Origin of the sequence: Acinetobacter pullicarnis (genome assembly GCF_006352475.1) — a bacterium.
Taxonomy (GTDB): Bacteria; Pseudomonadota; Gammaproteobacteria; order Pseudomonadales; family Moraxellaceae; genus Acinetobacter; species Acinetobacter pullicarnis.
Genome location: NZ_VCMZ01000001.1, coordinates 3,646,556 through 3,664,780, shown reverse-complemented (window position 1 = coordinate 3,664,780; position 18,225 = coordinate 3,646,556). Strand labels below are relative to the sequence as shown.

The window sequence follows — 18,225 nt, the reverse complement described above, 5'->3', positions numbered from 1 at the left end:
GAACTTCCATTAAATATCATACTGAATTTGATATACAACGCTCCTTCCTTTAACAAAGGGAGGTTGGGAGTAATGCCAGTCAGTTAAGACAAATACAGCTATTTTTGATTGATTAATTATGTCTGAAAAGCCCCTTCTCCCTTTGGGAGAAGGCTGGGAAGAGGGTGCTTTTAAACCACAAAAGCCCTTAACTGACTAGCATTGAGGTTGGGAGGGATTTCTTTGGATGGTAAACAGCATATCAAAAGATCTGTAGATACCTCTCCTTAAAAAGGAGAGGGGAAACGGCTGGGTCTATTGAAACTTAAGCTGTCTCAATTGCTTGGCGTGTTGCAAGGTGGTGTCATTAATTTCAACACCGCCGGTCATGCGAGCCAATTCTAAAATACGTTGCGCTTCTTCTAGTTCCAAGATGGTGCTACTGGCAGGATCGGTCTGTAGTTTTTTGACCAACAGATGTTGGTCAGACTGCGCGGCGACTTGGGCTTGATGGGTAATACACAAGATTTGCACGTGCTGGCCCAAGCCTGCCAATAAGCGACCAACAATCTCGGCAGTACCACCACTGATGCCGACATCAATTTCATCAAAGACCAAGACTTCCGCTTCGGTCTTTTCAGCATTCATCACTTGCATCACCAAGGCAATTCGCGATAACTCACCCCCAGAAGCCACACGGGCCAAGGGTTGTGCCGGAATACCTTTGTTGGCAGTAAAGAGCAATTGGATAAAGCTTAAACCCTCAGCGCTGGGTTGTTCTAAGGGTTCAAATTTAAATTCGAAATGTGCTTCAGGGAGGGCTAGTTTTTTGACTTGTTCCGTCAATTGCGTTGCCAGTGGCGCTGCGGCTTCGCGACGCATTTGATCAACCGCTTCTGCTTGAGTCATAAATGCTTGCTGACTTTGTTCTACTTGTTCTGCCAAAGCTTCAGGGTCTTCAAGCTGATGGAGTTGTTCTAATTCCTGTTGCCATTGTTGATGCTGGCTGTGTAGCGCTTCGGGTTGGCTGCGATATTTACGTGCCAAACGATGAAATACCTCAAGTTGAGTATTGAGTTGTTCCATACGCTCAGGATCAAAACTTTGTCGATCAATGAACTGGCGTAGATTTGCCGTGGCATCATCAAGTTCGCTTTGTGCATTGGTTAAAGAATTAAAAATTTCAGTGAGTTGTGTACTGCGCCCAGCATGCGACTCTAAACGTCGAATAATTGAAGATAATTCTTGGGTAAGATTAGATTCCGCTTCATCCAGTACATTTAAGCTTACGCTACAGTCTTGCATGATATTTTCATGATGGCTGAGGCGATCAAATTCTTGCTCGATTTCTTTATAATCGATGGCAATAATTTCTTCGAGTTCTTCCAGTTGTAAACCAAGGGTTTCAATACGTTGCTGGCGATTGGCTTGTGCATCTATGGCCGCTTGATGATCACGAATGGTTTTTTGCCAATGGTGATAGGCGTGGCGCAATGCCTGTACTGGTGCGGCAAAATTGTGGTAGCGATCAAGCCAATGTTTAGGATAAGGCGGTTCGAGTAATTGTTGTTGGCTGTGTTGGCTATAAAGTTGCACCAATAATCGCGCAATTTCTTTAAGCTCGGATAGGCTGCTTGGTCGACCATTGATCCAGGCCTTACTGCGACCTGTGGCAAAAATCACGCGGCGTAAATGAATTTCGCCTGAATCGTCATCAAGTTCATGTGTGCTTAACCATTCTGCTTCAGGACTTGCGTCTTGATAACTAAAGACGGCAGTGATGTCGGCTTTCTCTGCGCCATAGCGCACATAATTGGTATCGGTGCGTTCGCCTAAGCAGGCGGAGAGTGCATCAAGCAGTAGCGATTTGCCGGCACCTGTTTCCCCGGTCAGGACGTTAAAACCTTTTTCGATATCAATCGCGAGGTTGTCAGCAAGCGCAAAGTTAATCAGATTTAAGTGTGTCAGCATAAACGCTTCCGAGCTGAGAAAACAGAAGTAGATTGAAGTAACATAATCAAGTTTTGTTTTTGCTACAAGTAATGAAAAATTTTAATATTGAATGCGATAAATTATAGTCTAATTCCAAGTTGATAAAAAAGCCCACTGCTGTAGATTAATCAAGTTGTCATTTTACTTAAATATGCTGCGTGTGTTGGTTTAAGCTCATGTATAATTTATTTTGTTCGATTTTATAATGCCTTATTCATTTAGGCTTGCTTGGCTAAAGTGGTAGAATTCACTTGATCGAGCGCTTATTGATGATAGAAACATAAATAATAAATCGATTGATTCGTTGTTTGGGTGCGATTAAACGTGCTCAATCATTAGTTTTAATAAGTGCGCATTATCTGGAGAATACGCATGTCATCACAATTTGACCATGTTTCAGTAGTAAAAAAATCAAATGTCTATTTTGGCGGGTTATGTGTCAGTCATACGGTACAGTTTGAAGATGGGACAAAGAAAACCTTAGGGGTCATTCTTCCAACTGAACAAGCACTGACTTTTGCAACGCATGTACCTGAACGTATGGAAATTATTTCTGGTGAATGTCGTGTCACCATTGCCGATAACGAAGAACATGAATTGTTCCGTGCAGGACAGTCGTTCTATGTGCCTGGCAACAGTACCTTTAAAATTGAAACAGATGATGTGCTTGATTATGTTTGCCACTTAGAAGGCTAAGTCACAATACCCTATGCCGTCTGGTACTGCCTGCCGATTATTTTAATCGCGATCTTTTAAGAATTGTGTGGCTAAATCGGGTAAAATGCGCAGTCTGACATCATCCTGTAAAGTTGGCTTTGCAGGATTTTTCTTTTTTACTATCGATATAATCGAGTTGAGGTCGTTCATGGCGAAAGCAGAATATTATTATGGCGTTCACTCTGTAGAGTCATTATTGGAGCTAGAGCCTGAACGCGTATTGACTTTGTTCACCTTAAAAGGCCGTGATGATCAGCGTTTAAAGCGTATCTTACAATTGGCTGAACCCTTTGGTGTGAGTGTGCAGCAGGCCAGTCGTGACAGCTTGGAAAAGTTGGCAGGGCAACCCTTTCATCAAGGCGTGGTGGCTGCGGTACGTCCACATCCTGTCCTGAATGAAAATGATCTCGATCAATTACTCAAAAACGATCCAAATGCCTTGCTGTTGGGCTTAGATCATATTACCGATCCGCATAACTTGGGTGCTTGTGTACGTACGGCTGCTGCCATGGGCGTGGCTGCTGTGATTGTTCCACGCGACCGTGCGGCAGGCATGACTCCAACAGCACGTAAAGTCGCTGCGGGTGGCGCTGAAAAAGTGAAATTTATTCAAGTCACCAACTTGGCACGTACTTTGGGTCATATTAAAGAGACCTATAACGTCCGTGTGGTTGGCACCATGTTAGATGAAAAAGCTTTACCAATTCATCAATGTGATTTGACTGGTGGTTTGGTGTTGGTGATGGGTGCAGAAGATACGGGTCTACGCCCGATTACCCAATCGCAATGTGACTACACGGTATTTATTCCAATGTCAGGCAATCTGCAAAGTTTAAATGTGAGTGTGGCAACCGGAATGGCTTTATATGAAGCAACCCGTCAACGCCAAGACAGTCACTAAGCTTACTAAGCGCTTAAGTGTGCACAACGTGAATTGCTGCGTGGTGCCACGGCTGTAGATTGAGGACCACATGCTCAGTTCCCGTTCGATCGGTTATATTTGTGTCTTGATTACCATGTTGATTTGGGGTGGTTTTACCATTACTGCCCGGCTCAATACGCTATGGCATATCGGTGCATGGGATATCGTGGCGCTGCGCTTTGGTCTTGCATTTTGTATTTTGATGCCCGTGTTGATTTATAAAAAAGACACGGCTTTTTTATGGCGTAAACAACCCTTTATTTTGGCGATGGTGGGGGGTGTTGGTTATTGCCTCTCGGTTTACAGTGGTTTCTATTTTGCCCCAACGGCACATGCTGCAATTTTTCTTAGCGGGTTTTTACCGTTATGTACTGCAGTGGCCGCCTATCTCTTATTGCGTGAACCTTTTACCAAAGACACGTGGTTGAGCGTTGTGATTATGCTCACCGCCATTATCAGCATGAGTTTTTTGATGTACCGCAGCACAGGCGTTGCCTTTGGTATTGGTGACTTGCTGTTTTTTTCGGGCGCAGTCTGCTGGGGGATCTTTAGCGTTTTACTTAAACAGTGGAAGCTCACCGCTTGGCATACCATGGCTGGGGTGGTGATTTGGTCAACATTGGTTTATGTGCCGATATACCTGTTGTTTTTGCCGCACAATATTGATCAGGCGCAACCCATTCATCTCATCATGCAAACCTTATTTCACGGTATTTTTGTGGTGATTCTGGCAACGCTAACCTATGTGGAAGCGGTAAAACGCTTGGGCGCTTTTAAGGCCGGAAGTATTGCGACACTGGCACCTTTTATTGCCGCCGTGATTGCCGTGCCCTTACTCAATGAGCCGTTAAGCCCAGCCGTTGCCTGTGGACTAATTGGCATGGTGATTGGCGCGTTACAACCGTGGCGCTGGATAGGTCGTAAAGACAGTTTAGAAAAAGCGCTTTATAAACAAAATAAACAGAACCAAGCGAAAAATCCACCTCAACGCTAGCTCGTAGAGCCAGCGCATTCAGACGATTCATAAGCATCCGAATCACTTTGGTGTTCCCGTGCAAAGCAGGGGCATGAGACTAACTTTTAATGCTGAAAGTCATACGACATGCTATGTCGTTGAAGTCGATGAGGTGCTGGCCGAATGAATCTTAATCAAGTTAAGATCAGGCTATTCATAGCAATATCTATAAATACTTCATTTATCAGGAGCACAGCATGTCTATCGCCGAAAAAAAACCAATATCGAGCCAAGAAGAACAGATGTTCTGGCAAGCCATTGATGTGAGCAATAGCAAAAAACAAGCGAGCTGGGATGCGTACGATATTGATGAGCATTTAGAAAACTTAGTGAAATATCTCGCTCAATTTGAAAAAAACCAATTGATCTCTTTTGAACGGGTTTTACAACAAAAATTGGCTCAGCTTTACACCGCAGAGATTGCAGAACTTTCAATTATTATGGAGTGTGAATTTAGCAAAGATGAAGCGGGTTATAACTTCGATGTCTATGTATCTGACGATGGTTTTATCTATTTCCGTTGTTGGTTGATTCTGAAAGGCAAAGAATTTTTTGACGACATTCAAAGCGATATTCAAAACTTTGTCAGTGGTAAATATAGCTTTGATATTGGTAACTGTTGGGCAGAAGGCTTACTTTATGTCACAGATGAGGCCTATAGCATCGCGCATGACAATGAAGATGAAGCCGAGGTTCGTGATGCTGTCGGCGAGCAATACCCAGAAAATGATTATGATGGTGGGGACTACGAAATGCAGCGTGACATCTATGCAGGCAATGCCTTACACAAAACCTATCCACGCTTGGTCGAAGAAATCTGCGAACTACGGGTTTCATAATCCAAAAATCGAACAGGGCAGCGGAGCTGCCTGATCAGAGCGTAGCTTAAGGGCACTTTGCACGAGCGAGTGTCAAATAATGCTGATGTAACGGGGCAAGATGTGCATAGAGATGGGTGAGTTCACCATCATTGAGCACAATGTCATCGGCCTGTTGTTGTTTCTGCTCACGTGACATTTGTGAGGCAATGATGCGATGTATTTGTTCAATATTTTGTTGGTCGCGTTGGCTGGCACGTTGTACTTGCAAGGCTTCTGTTGCATCAATCAGTAATGTTCGTTGGGTTAATTGGTGCTGTTCGGTTTCAAATAACAGCGGTGAAACCAAGATTACATAAGGGCTTTGCGCTGCGGCCAGTTGCTGGATAATGGCATTGCGAATCGCAGGATGGGTAATCTGCTCCAAATCATGCCGTGCGGTTGAATCTTTGAAAATCAAATCACGCAGTGCGCGGCGGTCCAATTCACCATTGTCTAGCATCACCCAATCACCAAAGCGCTGCTGAATTTGGGTCAGCGCAACTTGCCCTTTGCTGACCACTTCTCGTGCCACCACATCTGCATCAACCACGCTAATGCCCTGTGTTTCAAACCAGTGACTTGCTGCCGATTTACCGCTACCAATGCCACCTGTTAAGCCGAGAATAAAGGTCATACTGTTTCCTTAGGGGATGAAAATTGAATGGATCTGCAAAGATTAAACACCCAAGTACAGTTTCATGATGGGTGCTCCCCAAAGCAGTGCAATCCAACCCGCAATCGCAATATATGGGCCAAATGCAAACGCTTGGTTTTCTTTGCGAATCTTCAGCAAAATAATCCCAATAATTACACCGAGCACCGAAGAAAGCAAGATGACCAAGGGCAGCATCAATGGGCCGAGCCAAGCACCCAGCGCAGCCAATAATTTGAAATCGCCATAGCCCATACCTTCCTTGCCCGTAATTAATTTGAAGGCATAGTAAACCACCCAAAGTGAGAGAAAACCGATGACATAGCCCCAAATAGCAAGGCTTGGTGTGGTGAATAGGTTTTCGGTGTTGATGGCTAAACCAACGGCAGCCAAAATCAGGGTGAAGCGATCTGGCAGCAGTTGACTATCAAAATCAATAAACGTCAGGGTGATCAGCATCCAAGTGAAAAATAACCCTGCAAGCATTTGTAGGGTTGGGCCAAACACCGCGACCACGCAAAGTGAGCAGAGCATGGTGAATAGCTCAATCAAAGGATAGCGAATCGAAATTGCAGCTTGACAGCTATGGCATTTTCCACGCAGCAGCAACCAACTTAAAATTGGAATGTTGTGATACCAGCGAATGGGCGTATTGCATTTGGGACAATGCGAGGCAGGCTGACTGAGGCTGAGTCGCTGTTGTGCATTGATTGTGGTGTCTGGGTGTAAGAGCAGTTGACACTCTTGTTGCCATTCTTGCTGCATGATGGCAACGGTTCTTAAAATAACCACATTTAAAAAGCTACCAATACATAAGCTTAAGATTGCGACAAACCAATACAGTGCAGTTGGTGTTTGGATAAAAAATTGGATCATTGCTTGCATTAGACGACAGAACCCATTTGAAAGATTGGTAAATACATGGCAACCACTAAGCCCGCGATCAAAGCACCGAGTACCACCATAATGAGTGGTTCCATCAAGGCAGTGAGTGTATCGACCGCATTGTCGACTTCAACTTCGTAATGCGTGGCAACTTTTTCGAGCATCGCGTCTAGGGCACCCGCTTCTTCACCAATGGCGACCATTTGAATCACCATGGATGGAAATCGTTGTGAACTACGCATCGCATATTGTAGTTGTTGGCCTGTCGCAATATCATCGCGGATTTTTAAGACAGCTTTATGATAAACCGCATTATTTGTTGCAGCAGCGGTGAATTCAAGTGCATCAATTAATGGCACACCTGCGGCAAAGGTGGTGGCCAGTGTTCGACTATAACGCGCAATAATTGATTTATATACCAAGCTACCGAAAATAGGCAGTCTTAAGACCAGTAAATCTAAAAAGTCACGGAAGGCGAGGCTGCGGCGTATCAGTTGTTTCAAACCAATAAAAATACCCACAATGCCGCCAATCAACATCCACCAATATTGCTGTGTCCAGGTTGACATGTTAATCACCACTTGGGTGAAAGCAGGCAATTCGGCTCCAAAGGATTTAAATAAATCACTAAAGATAGGTACCACTTTAATCATCAACACAATGGTTACGCCCAGTGCAACGACAACGATAGCAATCGGGTAGATCATGGCTTTTCTAATTTTGGACTTGAGAACTTCACTTTTTTCTTTGTAGATGGCGACACGATCGAGCATGATTTCTAATGCGCCAGACTGTTCACCTGATTCAATCAATGAACAAAACAAATGATCGAACTGCATTGGGTATTGCCGCAAGGCTGCAGCAAAGGTGCTACCACTTTCAATTTTGCTTTTGATGCCATTGACGATTTCACGCATATTTTTATTGTCTAGGCCTTCGGCAACAATTTCTAAGCCCTGTACCAAAGGTACACCAGCTTTGATCATGGTGGCCAATTGCCGAGTGAAAATGGTGATATCGAGATGAGATATTCTGCGTTTGAACATGGCTTGGAGCGGATTATGCCGTTTCTCTCGAATACTTTTTATATTAACACCTTGTTTTCTTAAGGTGATCTTAGCCAGTGCCATGCTGCGAACGGATAGGTCGCCTTTTATAATATTGCCCTTTTGATCAGTTCCCTCATAACTAAAGGTCGGAACAGGTGGTTTTTTTTTGGTGGTCATGATGTTGATTATCCTGTGCCAGTAAGTCTAATTATTCGCTGGTAATGCGATTAATTTCTTGTAATGAAGTAAGGCCTTGGATGACTTTGTTGAGGCCCATACGACGTAGGTTATGAAAACCAGATCGTTCTGCGGCTTCTGCAATTTGGATGGCATTGCCATCTTGCATAATGATTTTTGAAATTTCGGGGGTAATTTTTAAGACCTCGTAAATACCAACCCGCCCTTTATAGCCCTCATGGCAATCTGGACAACCGATTGGCTGGAATATTGTAAAGTCAGGTTGTGCCAAATCGTGTGGTGTGAAGCCCATCTCAAGTAAGCTTTGTGAAGGGACATCAAATGGCGTTTTGCAGCGTTTGCACAGTCGCCGTGCTAGACGTTGCGCAATCACCAAATTAACCGAGGTGGCGATATTAAAAGAAGAGACCCCCATATTCCTTAAACGACTTAAAGTTTCAGCTGCACTGTTGGTATGCAGGGTCGACATCACCATATGTCCGGTTTGTGCGGCTTTGATTGCAATTTCAGCCGTTTCCAAATCTCGTATTTCCCCCACCATAATGATGTCAGGGTCTTGGCGTAAAAAAGACTTTAAGGCGACGGAAAAGTTAAGGCCGACTTTGGCATTGACGTTGACTTGGTTAATGCCTTCTAAGTTGATTTCGACTGGATCTTCTGCGGTTGAAATGTTGGCACTTTCAGTATTTAAAATATTTAAGCCGGTATACAGCGACACGGTTTTACCGGATCCGGTTGGACCAGTAATCAGCAGCATGCCTTGTGGTTTATTTAATGCTTGTAAGAACAGTTGCTTTTGTTCCTCCTCATAACCCAGTACATCAATGCCCAAATAAGCACTAGATGCATCTAAGATTCGCATCACAATTTTTTCGCCAAATAAGGTGGGGAGGGCATTGACCCGAAAATCAATTGACTGACTTTTTGACAGTTTCAGTTGGATGCGGCCATCTTGGGGCAGGCGTTTTTCGGAAATATCCATTTGTGACATCACTTTTAAACATGCTGCGATGCGAGTGGCCAATTGAATAGGCGGATGAGCAATTTCCCTTAAAATGCCATCAATTCGATAGCGCACTCTATAGCTACGCTCATAGGGTTCAAAATGTAGATCTGAAGCACCTAAACGAATCGCCTCCATCAGTAATTTATTGATATATCTTACAATTGGTGCTTCTTCTTCGGGCTTCACCGCAACTTTTTCTTCAACGGCTTGGATCTCTTCAGGAAGTGCTTCAATTTGTTTTAATTCTTCTTGGCCAAAGCGAAGGCCACTGTTGATGGGGTGGTACTGATGGATGAGGCGGCAAAGTTTGTCGTATTCGACAATGATGGGTTCAATGGTGAGGTTGCTGCTGAAACGAATGGCATCGAGTGCAGCAATGTCGGTGGGATCACTGGTAGCTAATGCGAGAACTTTGCCACGTTGCATCAGTGGGAGGACCAAATGTTGATGTAGCAGCTGATCACTAATCAGGTTCTTCGGGAAAAACTCAGGGTTATACGCATCTAAATCAAAGAGCACCTCACTAAATTCCAGTGCGATATTTTCGGCAATATGCAGTGGGGCAATATTCAGTTGCTCCACCAAATAGGCAACGATACTGATTTTCGATTGTTGGGCCTGCTGTAATGCGAGTTGCATTTGCGTGGCGGACAAGAAGTTTTCGTCGACCAAACGTCGAATGAATCCAGAAAACTTAGGTAAGTTCTGAGATAAAGACATCTGTGCTATGCCTGTGCTGTGGTGATGAAGATTTGAAAACCTCTAATTTAAAGGCTCAGCAATGGCGATTGCTAGATGGGAAAATATTTATCCTACATTTCTCTGCGATGAAGCGTGTTGCTCGTTGTATTTGTATCGTGATCTTTGAACTATTGCCACTTTGGCAAGGGCTTTGATTCTGAGTTGTTTTTATAAAAAAGCAGCTTTAGAGATGAAAGAATTCTACAAAATTAAATTTACGTGTAGAATGGGCGCATTTTCGATAAAAGGCTAGATGTATGTCGGGTTCGGCTATTACTCCTTGGGTTGTCGGTAATTGGAAAATGAACCCAATGCAATCTGATTCACAACAACTCATTCAATCATTAAAACAATATTTGCAAGCAGCACCTATTTCAGCGCAGCAATGTCGTATTGCGGTTGCACCAACGGCAATTGCATTATTGCCTGTGCAGCAACAATTGAAAGACGCTGCGGTGGACGTGTTGACTGTGGCACAAGATTTATCTCGCGTTGCGGGAACGGGTGCTTATACGGGTGAGGTCAGCGCAGAGCTACTCAAAGACAGTGGTATTGAGCATGTCTTGATTGGGCATTCTGAACGCCGTGAATTGTTTGGTGATAATGTTCAAATTATTACTGAAAAAGTAAAAAATGCACTCAAGGCAGACTTGAGCATTATTTATTGTGTCGGTGAAAGTCTTGAACAGCGTGAAAGCGGTCAGGCTGAACAGGTGGTACTGCAACAAATTTGTGATTTGGCCAATGTGGTCAGTAATGCACAATGGACGAAAGTGATTGTTGCTTACGAACCAATCTGGGCGATTGGTACTGGAAAAACAGCTTCCCCAGCAGATGCCCAAGCCATGCATGCAAACATTCGTTCAGGCCTAAAACAACTCACACCACATGGTGAGACAATGGCAATTCTCTATGGCGGCAGTGTTAAAGCTGAAAATGCTGAAGCATTGGCGGCATGTCCGGATATTAATGGTGCCCTTGTGGGGGGTGCTGCTTTAAACGCTGAGTCTTTTTATCAAATTGCTCAAGCTTTTGCTCAAGTAAAAAAATAAGGAGTTCCGTATGCCAACTTTTGTTCTCGTGATCCATATTATTTTAGCCGTCTTAATGATTGTCTTGATTCTGGTTCAGCACGGTAAAGGTGCTGATGCAGGTGCATCATTTGGTGGTGGCGGCGCAGCAACGGTATTTGGTGCTTCAGGTTCCGCAAACTTCTTGACTCGCGTGACTGCGATTTTGACGGCTTTGTTCTTTATCACCAGTTTAAGTCTGGCCGTACTCGCGAAAAAGCACACTGTAGATGACGGTTTTATTATTGAAACTGTAACCACAGAGCCAGCAGAACCAGTTGCACCATTGCAAAGCATGCCTGCGCCAGCAGCGCAAACAGAACAAACTGCACCTGCTGCAGCAAAAACGTCTGAAACTTCACCAACTGCACCGAAAAGCGCAGAATAAATGTAGATTTTGCTTTCAATTTAGAAATGAAAGCACTAGAATGCGTGCAGCTGCGGTGGTGGTGGAATTGGTAGACACGCTACCTTGAGGTGGTAGTGCCTTCGGGCGTGGGGGTTCAAGTCCCCCCTTCCGCACCAACGATAAACCAGATCGTTGATGCAAGCAGCTTTGGATGCGGGATGGAGCAGTCTGGTAGCTCGTCGGGCTCATAACCCGAAGGTCGTTGGTTCAAATCCAGCTCCCGCTACCAATTGATTTAAGGTGCAACTTAAATCAGATGTAATGAGTAAATACTTCGGTTGAATTTATTTATTTATTGTATATAATATTTGCACGTTGATGCGGGATGGAGCAGTCTGGTAGCTCGTCGGGCTCATAACCCGAAGGTCGTTGGTTCAAATCCAGCTCCCGCTACCAAGTTTCTAAGAGGGCTCACAAATAGGTGGGCCTTTTTGCACAGTGGACTTTAACTTTCTGTGCAATAATAGGGGCGATTAACGCCCTTTTTTATTGGCTATCGTGTAGTGTCGACATCAATTGGTCAAATAATTATGCTGCACTATAGTAAATTGGTGTCGACCCACCGGTCGGCTGCACTGCGCAAAAAATGACGAGAGTAAATGAAGCTATCAAATAAAACCCAAGTATTACAAGATTTAATTGCTCCAGCAGTAAATGCTTGTGATGTTGAGCTTTGGGGAATTGATTTTGTTCCTCAAGGTAAACGTTCGTTATTACGTATCTACATAGATAGAAGCATTGATGCGAATGCTGAGCCAGTAATTAACGAAGATGGTGAAGAAGAGTTAGGTCGTGGTATTGGTGTACAAGACTGCGTACGCGTCACTCAGCAAGTGGGTGCAATACTCGATGTCCATGATCCTATTTCTGGTGAATATGCATTAGAAGTATCCTCTCCAGGTTGGGATCGCCCTTTCTTCCAATTAAACCAAATGCAAGATTATATTGGACAACAAATCGCGTTGCGCTTGATTTCAGCAGTTGAAAATCGACGTAAGTTTCAAGCGAAATTGTTATCTGTTGATATCGAGCGTGAATTAATTCAAGTCGAAGTTGAGAAGCAACAGGTGCTGGAAATTGACAGCAACAACATAGACAAAGCGAATTTGATCTTCCAAGACTAAATTTTAATTAATAAGAATTTGAAGAGTAGGTGACTTATGGGCCGCGAAATTCTTACCGTCGCTGAAACGGTTAGTAATGAAAAAGGTGTTAGTCGTGAGGCAATCTTCGAAGCGCTAGAACAAGCGTTAGTGGCTGCAACGAAGAAAAAATTCTATGAAGGTACGCATGCTGAAGAAGCGCAACTTCGTGTAGAAATTGACCGTAAAACGGGTGAATACAGCACTTTCCGTCAATGGACGGTTGTTGCTGATGAAGATCATGAAATGCCTGCTTGCCAGGATGCCATTTCTGATTTAAATCCAGAAGAATGGTCAATTGGTGATGTACGCGAACTTGAGGTCGAGTCGATTGAATTCGGTCGTATTGCTGCACAAATTGCAAAACAAGTGATTGTGCAAAAAATTCGCGAAGCTGAGCGTGCACTGATTGCTGATGCTTACGAGTCGAAAGTGGGTGAACTCATTTACGGCGAAGTTAAAAAACAAACCAAAGATGGTTTTATCATCGATTTAGGGGATAATGCGGAAGCGTATTTAGCCCGTGAAGAAATGATTCCTAAAGAAGTTCTTCGTCCTAAGCAACGTATTAACGCTATTTTACATAACGTGAATCGTGAAGGTCGCGGTGCACAACTGGTGTTGTCACGTGCGAAACCTGAAATGCTTATCGCGTTGATGAAAAAAGAAATTCCTGAAATTTCTGAAGAAATCATTGAAATTAAAGCGGCAGCTCGTCAACCGGGTGTACGTGCGAAAATCGCGGTGAAAACCAACGATCATCGTATTGATCCAGTCGGTGCATGTATTGGTATGCGTGGTACACGTATCCAAGCTGTACAGCAAGAATTAAATGGTGAACGTATTGATGTAGTGGTATGGTCTGATGATCCTGCTCAATACATCGCCAGCGCTTTAGAACCTGCTGATGTGTCAGGTATTGTCATTGATGAAGAAGAGCGTACTGCAGATATTATTTTTGCAACCAGTGACCAACTGGCACGTGCCATCGGTTCTCAAGGACAAAATGTTCGTTTAGCATCTGAATTGACAGGTTATAAACTGGACATGATGCTTGAAGATGAGTACCGTGCTCGTCAACAAAGTGAAGCGCAACAGTATTTAGACATGTTTACTGCACGTTTAGATATTGAAGATGACTTGGCGATGGCCTTGGTGGAAATGGGCTTTACTTCACTTGAAGAAATTGCTTATGTTCCTGCAGAAACATTTGACGAGATTGAGCTTGATGCTGAATTGGTTGAAATGTTACAGAGCCGTGCCAAAGAAGCGACTCTCGCTGATGCATTGCAACAGCAAGAGAACACTCAAGATCCAAGCCCAGAACTTCTAGCAATGGAAGGAATGAGCGCTGAGATCGCATATGCATTAGCCCAACGTGGTGTTGTAACTGTAGATGACTTAGCCGATCAAGCAACCGACGATATTGAAGATATCGAGGGTCTAGGTGCTGAGAAAGCTGGTCAGTTCATCATGAAGGCACGTGAATCATGGTTTAATTAACTAGGAGGTAATACATGACGGATAAGTCAGTTCAAGAGTTAGCGGTCAAGGTAGGACTCCCAGTAGAAAAACTTCTGGATCAAGTGCGTGAAGCAGGGCTACCACAAAAAAATGCTGATGATTCTATCAGCAATGAACAGCAAGATCGTTTGATGGCTCACCTTACTCGAGGTCAAAGTCAGCCAGGCGGCAATGCAGGAAAAATCACGTTGAAACGTAAAACCACCAGTACCGCTAAAGTTGCGAGTACCTCAGGGAAAGCGAAAACTATTAATGTAGAAGTACGCAAAAAGCATACTTTTACTAAGCCGGATCCTGAACAGATTAAAGCTGAAGCACGCGCCAAGGCAGATGCAGATGCAAAATTCTTTGCTGATCAAAAGTCACAAGTTGCTTCTGCAGCACCTGCTGAAAATAAAGCAAGTGCAACTTTAGATGCCATGCGTGCTGCACAGAAAAAAGAAACTGCACACAAAGTATCTCAAAAAGCAGAAGTTGTAGTGAAACGTCGTTCAACCAACAAGCCGATTGTGAAGGCTGTGGTTAAACCGACTGAAACTGCAGAACAGAAAAAAGCACGCGAAGTACAAGCTGCACAGTTAAAAGCAACTGAAGAAGCAGTTCGTCGTAAGTCGGCTGAAGAAGCGCAACAGCGCACGCTTGAGCAAATGCGTCAAATGGCAACCAAATACTCAAGTGATGATGCAACTGCAACCATTCGTGTTGTAGATGATTCACCACTTGCAGCTGGCTTGGTTGGTCAGGCTTATGAAGATTCATTTGCGAAAGAAGACCGTGAAATCAAACGCGGTACCAACTCAACTAATCCACGCTCTGCTAAAAAAGGCGGACGTCGTGGTCAAGAAGAGCAAAACTTTAGCCATAATCAACATAAACGTGGTCTAAAAACCAGCCAATCAAATAAGCATGGCTTTGAAAAACCAGTTAAAAAGCAAGTCTACGATGTAGAAATTGGCGAAACCATTGTGGTTGCCGATCTTGCTCAGAAAATGGCAGTTAAAGTGCGTGAAGTGATTAAATCACTCATGAAAATGGGTGAGTTAGTGACGCAAAACCAAGCGATTGATCAAGAAATTGCATCTCTCGTGGTTGAAGAAATGGGCCATAACCCAATTTTGGTTTCAGATACTCAAGCAGAAGACAACCTACTTGAAGCAGCTGAAGAAGCACGTGGCGTACAAACAACGCGTCCACCTGTTGTTACCATTATGGGTCACGTTGACCATGGTAAAACATCATTGCTTGACCGTATTCGTCGCTCTAAAGTTGCTTCTGGTGAAGCAGGCGGGATTACACAGCATATCGGTGCTTACCACGTTAAAACTGAAAAAGGCATTATCACGTTCCTCGATACTCCTGGACATGCGGCATTTACGGCCATGCGTTCACGTGGTGCGAAAGCAACGGATATCGTGGTGCTTGTTGTTGCAGCGGATGATGGTGTAATGCCACAAACTGCTGAAGCGATTGACCATGCACGTGCTGCTGGTACTCCAATCATTGTTGCCATTAACAAAATGGACAAAGAATCTGCAGATCCAGATCGCGTCTTAAATGAGTTAACTGCAAAACAAATCGTGCCTGAACAATGGGGCGGTGACGTTCCAGTGGCAATGGTGTCGGCACATAGTGGTGCGGGTATCGACGATTTACTCGATTTGATCTCAATCCAAGCTGAAATGCTCGAACTGAAAGCTTCTGCTGAAGGTGCTGCACAAGGTGTTGTAATTGAGTCGCGTATTGATAAAAATCGCGGTGCTGTAACTTCGATGTTGATTCAAAACGGTACTTTACGTGTAGGCGACTTGGTACTTGCAGGTTCTGCACATGGTCGTGTACGTGCCATGATCGATGAAAATGGTAACCGTATTCAATCTGCTGGCCCATCTATTCCTGTTGAAGTTTTAGGTTTACCTGAAGCGCCAATGGCGGGTGATGAAGTTCTTGTTGTAACCGACGAGAAAAAAGCCCGTGAAGTTGCCGATGCACGTTCAGATCGTGAGCGTCAAAAACGTCTTGAACGTCAAAGCGCAATGCGTCTTGAGAACATCATGGCGTCGATGGGCAAAAAAGATGTACCAGCCGTCAATATCGTATTGAAAACCGATGTTCGTGGTACCTTGGAAGCACTTACAGTTGCCTTGAACGATCTTTCTACAGATGAAGTGAAAGTTGTGATCATCGGTTCAGGTGTTGGTGCAATCACCGAGTCTGACGTGACCCTTGCTGAATCTTCTGATGGCGTATTGCTTGGCTTCAACGTACGTGCCGATACAACTGCACGTCAGAAGTCTGACCAAGACGGTATCGATATTCGTTACTACAGCATCATCTATGAATTGATTGATGACGTGAAAAACGCAATGAGCGGTAAGTTGGCACCAGAGCATCGTGAAACGATTCTGGGTGTTGCACAAGTTCGTAACGTATTCCGTTCAAGTAAGTTCGGTGCTGCAGCGGGTTGTATGGTTATGGAAGGTGTTATCTACCGTAACAAACCAATTCGCGTTCTACGTGATGATGTGGTGGTGTTCCAAGGTGAACTCGAATCACTCCGTCGTTATAAAGAAGTGGTTGACGATGTCCGCGCTGGTATTGAGTGTGGTTTAGCGGTGAAAGGTTATAACGACATTAAAGAACTCGATAAAATCGAAGTCTATAGTGTTCAAATGGTTAAACGGAGTCTTTAATGGCTGGAAGTCAGCGTCTTAAGCGAATGGGTGATACTGTACAACGTGAGTTGTCAGAACTTATTCGCCAAGAGCTCAAAGATCCGCGCTTAGGTGGTCTTGTGACCATCTCTGCGGTCAAGGTCAGTCCAGATCTAGGTTATGCTGATATCTACGTAACCGTGATGGGCCGTGAACTTGAAAATGATCAAAATGAGCAAGCACACAAAGATACTTTAGACATTCTAAATAAAGCTTCTGGTTTTTTGCGTCAAGAATTAAGTCGTCGTTTAAAGACACGTATAACGCCACGTTTACGTTTTCATTACGACAAAACCAATGCATATGGTAACTATATGTTTGGTCTCATTGCGGAAGCAGTGAAAGACTTACCTGAGCGTGAAGACGAAGATCAAGCCTAAATTAAAGCTTGAAAATATTTAGACAGCTCTAAACCAAAAGATTGAAGCCACCTCAGGGTGGCTTTTTTGTGTGCGCAAGATTTGTTTATTTGTAGGTTATATTTGAATCATGAGCAGGTTAACCCATGGCCTTACCGTGATCAGAGACAGCTATGTCAACATTAGATTGAGATGCCGATGTGATATAAGATGGGGATGGCAGATCACATCTGCTGTGGGAAAAGTTAAACAATGCTGGACTTTGATGACGCAGAAATGAAACAAAACTTTTAGATCTTTTCGTTAGAATCTATAGGTTAAAATCTTTTTAATCTGAATAAATACAAGCAAATACTTTGGGGACGATGAGATGAACTTGATCAAGAAAGCCGTATTGACCATGACGTTGAGTAGTACACTGATTTTCTCTGGCTGTGGTTATAACACCTTACAAGCCAAAGATGAGGCGGTGATTGCATCGTGGTCTGAAGTGCAAAACCAATATCAACGTCGGACAGACTTGGTACCCAACTTAGTCAACGTGGTGAAAGGTTATGCCAAGCATGAGCAAACGGTTCTGACTGAAGTCACTGAGGCGCGTGCCAATGTTGCAGGCATTAAAGTCGATAAAGAAGTACTCGAAGATCCAGAACTGTTTCAGAAGTATCAACAAGCACAAGCACAAATGTCGGGCGCATTGTCACGTCTGTTGGCGGTGAGTGAAAACTATCCGGACTTAAAAGCCAATGAGCAATTCCGTGATTTGCAGATCCAGCTTGAAGGTACTGAAAATCGTATTGGAGTAGCGCGTACCCGCTACATTAGCACGGTGCAAGATTACAACACCTATGTTCGCCAGTTCCCGCAAGTCATGACTGCTAAAGTGATTGGTATGAAAGCCAAGCCAAACTTCCAAGCGGAAAGTGGTGCAGACAAAGCCCCAACCGTGCAGTTTGAATAAGTCTATAGCATGCATCACAAGTAAAATAAGGAT

The 18,225-nt window shown here is 43.9% G+C and carries 16 protein-coding genes and 3 tRNA genes; 14 read left to right on the top strand and 5 right to left on the bottom strand.

The window, feature by feature from the left end:
- Positions 1 to 294 precede the first annotated feature (294 nt).
- Positions 295 to 1,950 (bottom strand): DNA repair protein RecN, encoded by a 1,656-nt coding sequence (gene recN, locus FD716_RS16445; protein WP_139853310.1) that lies wholly within the window; start codon positions 1,948 to 1,950, stop codon positions 295 to 297.
- A gap of 393 nt (positions 1,951 to 2,343) precedes the next feature.
- Here recN and ppnP point away from each other — a divergent pair, with 393 nt between their 5' ends.
- The 4 genes from ppnP (at position 2,344) to FD716_RS16425 (ending at position 5,464) form a co-directional block, all read left to right on the top strand.
- A complete protein-coding gene (gene ppnP / locus FD716_RS16440) occupies positions 2,344 to 2,667 on the top strand; it encodes a pyrimidine/purine nucleoside phosphorylase (RefSeq protein ID WP_139853309.1) in 324 nt (107 codons plus the stop codon).
- 169 nt (positions 2,668 to 2,836) lie between these two features.
- Positions 2,837 to 3,589: a 23S rRNA (guanosine(2251)-2'-O)-methyltransferase RlmB gene (gene rlmB, locus FD716_RS16435; RefSeq protein WP_139853308.1), complete on the top strand. Its 753-nt coding sequence runs from the start codon at positions 2,837 to 2,839 to the stop codon at positions 3,587 to 3,589.
- Between the two features lie 70 nt (positions 3,590 to 3,659).
- A complete protein-coding gene (locus FD716_RS16430; protein ID WP_139853307.1) occupies positions 3,660 to 4,604 on the top strand; it encodes a DMT family transporter in 945 nt (314 codons plus the stop codon).
- 218 nt (positions 4,605 to 4,822) lie between these two features.
- Positions 4,823 to 5,464 carry a DUF4240 domain-containing protein gene (locus tag FD716_RS16425; RefSeq protein WP_139853306.1) on the top strand — a complete coding sequence of 214 codons (642 nt, stop codon included), beginning with the start codon at positions 4,823 to 4,825 and terminating at the stop codon, positions 5,462 to 5,464.
- Positions 5,465 to 5,510: 46 nt separating this feature from the next.
- Here FD716_RS16425 and coaE read toward each other — a convergent pair whose 3' ends face one another.
- Genes coaE through pilB form a run of 4 tightly spaced genes read right to left on the bottom strand, consistent with a single transcriptional unit; the run spans position 5,511 to position 9,914 of the window.
- Positions 5,511 to 6,119, bottom strand: a complete 609-nt coding sequence (gene coaE / locus FD716_RS16420) for a dephospho-CoA kinase (RefSeq protein ID WP_139853305.1) — start codon at positions 6,117 to 6,119, stop codon at positions 5,511 to 5,513.
- A 42-nt stretch (positions 6,120 to 6,161) separates the two neighbouring features.
- Complete coding sequence (locus tag FD716_RS16415; RefSeq protein WP_139853304.1) at positions 6,162 to 7,022, bottom strand: prepilin peptidase; 861 nt, start codon at positions 7,020 to 7,022, stop codon at positions 6,162 to 6,164.
- The gene (locus FD716_RS16410; protein WP_139853303.1) at positions 7,022 to 8,248 is read right to left on the bottom strand and encodes a type II secretion system F family protein; all 1,227 of its coding nucleotides are present in this window, start codon (positions 8,246 to 8,248) and stop codon (positions 7,022 to 7,024) included. The genes FD716_RS16415 and FD716_RS16410 overlap by 1 nt, the downstream gene beginning before the upstream one ends.
- 31 nt (positions 8,249 to 8,279) lie before the next feature.
- The gene (pilB, locus tag FD716_RS16405; protein WP_407641939.1) at positions 8,280 to 9,914 is read right to left on the bottom strand and encodes a type IV-A pilus assembly ATPase PilB; all 1,635 of its coding nucleotides are present in this window, start codon (positions 9,912 to 9,914) and stop codon (positions 8,280 to 8,282) included.
- Positions 9,915 to 10,273: 359 nt separating this feature from the next.
- Here pilB and tpiA point away from each other — a divergent pair, with 359 nt between their 5' ends.
- The 10 genes from tpiA to FD716_RS16355 all read left to right on the top strand — a co-directional run bounded on the left by tpiA (position 10,274) and on the right by FD716_RS16355 (position 18,192).
- The gene (gene tpiA, locus FD716_RS16400; RefSeq protein ID WP_139853301.1) at positions 10,274 to 11,068 is read left to right on the top strand and encodes a triose-phosphate isomerase; all 795 of its coding nucleotides are present in this window, start codon (positions 10,274 to 10,276) and stop codon (positions 11,066 to 11,068) included.
- 10 nt (positions 11,069 to 11,078) lie between these two features.
- Entirely contained in the window at positions 11,079 to 11,474 is a 396-nt protein-coding gene (secG, locus tag FD716_RS16395) for a preprotein translocase subunit SecG (RefSeq protein WP_139853300.1), read from the top strand.
- Between the two features lie 52 nt (positions 11,475 to 11,526).
- A tRNA-Leu gene (locus FD716_RS16390) sits at positions 11,527 to 11,611 on the top strand.
- Positions 11,612 to 11,647: 36 nt separating this feature from the next.
- A tRNA-Met gene (locus tag FD716_RS16385) sits at positions 11,648 to 11,724 on the top strand.
- A gap of 90 nt (positions 11,725 to 11,814) precedes the next feature.
- A tRNA-Met gene (locus tag FD716_RS16380) sits at positions 11,815 to 11,891 on the top strand.
- 203 nt (positions 11,892 to 12,094) lie between these two features.
- Positions 12,095 to 12,619, top strand: a complete 525-nt coding sequence (gene rimP / locus FD716_RS16375) for a ribosome maturation factor RimP (RefSeq protein WP_139853299.1) — start codon at positions 12,095 to 12,097, stop codon at positions 12,617 to 12,619.
- A 36-nt stretch (positions 12,620 to 12,655) separates the two neighbouring features.
- Complete coding sequence (nusA, locus tag FD716_RS16370) at positions 12,656 to 14,140, top strand: transcription termination factor NusA (RefSeq protein ID WP_139853298.1); 1,485 nt, start codon at positions 12,656 to 12,658, stop codon at positions 14,138 to 14,140.
- A gap of 14 nt (positions 14,141 to 14,154) precedes the next feature.
- The gene (infB, locus tag FD716_RS16365; protein WP_139853297.1) at positions 14,155 to 16,851 is read left to right on the top strand and encodes a translation initiation factor IF-2; all 2,697 of its coding nucleotides are present in this window, start codon (positions 14,155 to 14,157) and stop codon (positions 16,849 to 16,851) included.
- Positions 16,851 to 17,252, top strand: coding sequence for a ribosome-binding factor A (locus FD716_RS16360; RefSeq protein ID WP_139853296.1), 402 nt, complete (start codon positions 16,851 to 16,853; stop codon positions 17,250 to 17,252). Before infB ends, FD716_RS16360 begins: the two co-directional genes overlap by 1 nt.
- A gap of 349 nt (positions 17,253 to 17,601) precedes the next feature.
- Positions 17,602 to 18,192, top strand: coding sequence for a LemA family protein (locus FD716_RS16355; RefSeq protein ID WP_139853295.1), 591 nt, complete (start codon positions 17,602 to 17,604; stop codon positions 18,190 to 18,192).
- The last annotated feature ends 33 nt before the right edge of the window (positions 18,193 to 18,225 follow it).

What these genes read in the sequence shown, in the direction of transcription:
- recN (WP_139853310.1), bottom strand. Translation starts at nt 1,950, where the DNA reads ATGCTGACACACTTAAATCTGATTAACTTTGCGCTTGCTGACAACCTC.
- ppnP (WP_139853309.1), top strand. Translation starts at nt 2,344, where the DNA reads ATGTCATCACAATTTGACCATGTTTCAGTAGTAAAAAAATCAAATGTC.
- rlmB (WP_139853308.1), top strand. Translation starts at nt 2,837, where the DNA reads ATGGCGAAAGCAGAATATTATTATGGCGTTCACTCTGTAGAGTCATTA.
- FD716_RS16430 (WP_139853307.1), top strand. Translation starts at nt 3,660, where the DNA reads ATGCTCAGTTCCCGTTCGATCGGTTATATTTGTGTCTTGATTACCATG.
- FD716_RS16425 (WP_139853306.1), top strand. Translation starts at nt 4,823, where the DNA reads ATGTCTATCGCCGAAAAAAAACCAATATCGAGCCAAGAAGAACAGATG.
- coaE (WP_139853305.1), bottom strand. Translation starts at nt 6,119, where the DNA reads ATGACCTTTATTCTCGGCTTAACAGGTGGCATTGGTAGCGGTAAATCG.
- FD716_RS16415 (WP_139853304.1), bottom strand. Translation starts at nt 7,022, where the DNA reads ATGCAAGCAATGATCCAATTTTTTATCCAAACACCAACTGCACTGTAT.
- FD716_RS16410 (WP_139853303.1), bottom strand. Translation starts at nt 8,248, where the DNA reads ATGACCACCAAAAAAAAACCACCTGTTCCGACCTTTAGTTATGAGGGA.
- pilB (WP_407641939.1), bottom strand. Translation starts at nt 9,914, where the DNA reads ATGCAACTCGCATTACAGCAGGCCCAACAATCGAAAATCAGTATCGTT.
- tpiA (WP_139853301.1), top strand. Translation starts at nt 10,274, where the DNA reads ATGTCGGGTTCGGCTATTACTCCTTGGGTTGTCGGTAATTGGAAAATG.
- secG (WP_139853300.1), top strand. Translation starts at nt 11,079, where the DNA reads ATGCCAACTTTTGTTCTCGTGATCCATATTATTTTAGCCGTCTTAATG.
- rimP (WP_139853299.1), top strand. Translation starts at nt 12,095, where the DNA reads ATGAAGCTATCAAATAAAACCCAAGTATTACAAGATTTAATTGCTCCA.
- nusA (WP_139853298.1), top strand. Translation starts at nt 12,656, where the DNA reads ATGGGCCGCGAAATTCTTACCGTCGCTGAAACGGTTAGTAATGAAAAA.
- infB (WP_139853297.1), top strand. Translation starts at nt 14,155, where the DNA reads ATGACGGATAAGTCAGTTCAAGAGTTAGCGGTCAAGGTAGGACTCCCA.
- FD716_RS16360 (WP_139853296.1), top strand. Translation starts at nt 16,851, where the DNA reads ATGGCTGGAAGTCAGCGTCTTAAGCGAATGGGTGATACTGTACAACGT.
- FD716_RS16355 (WP_139853295.1), top strand. Translation starts at nt 17,602, where the DNA reads ATGAACTTGATCAAGAAAGCCGTATTGACCATGACGTTGAGTAGTACA.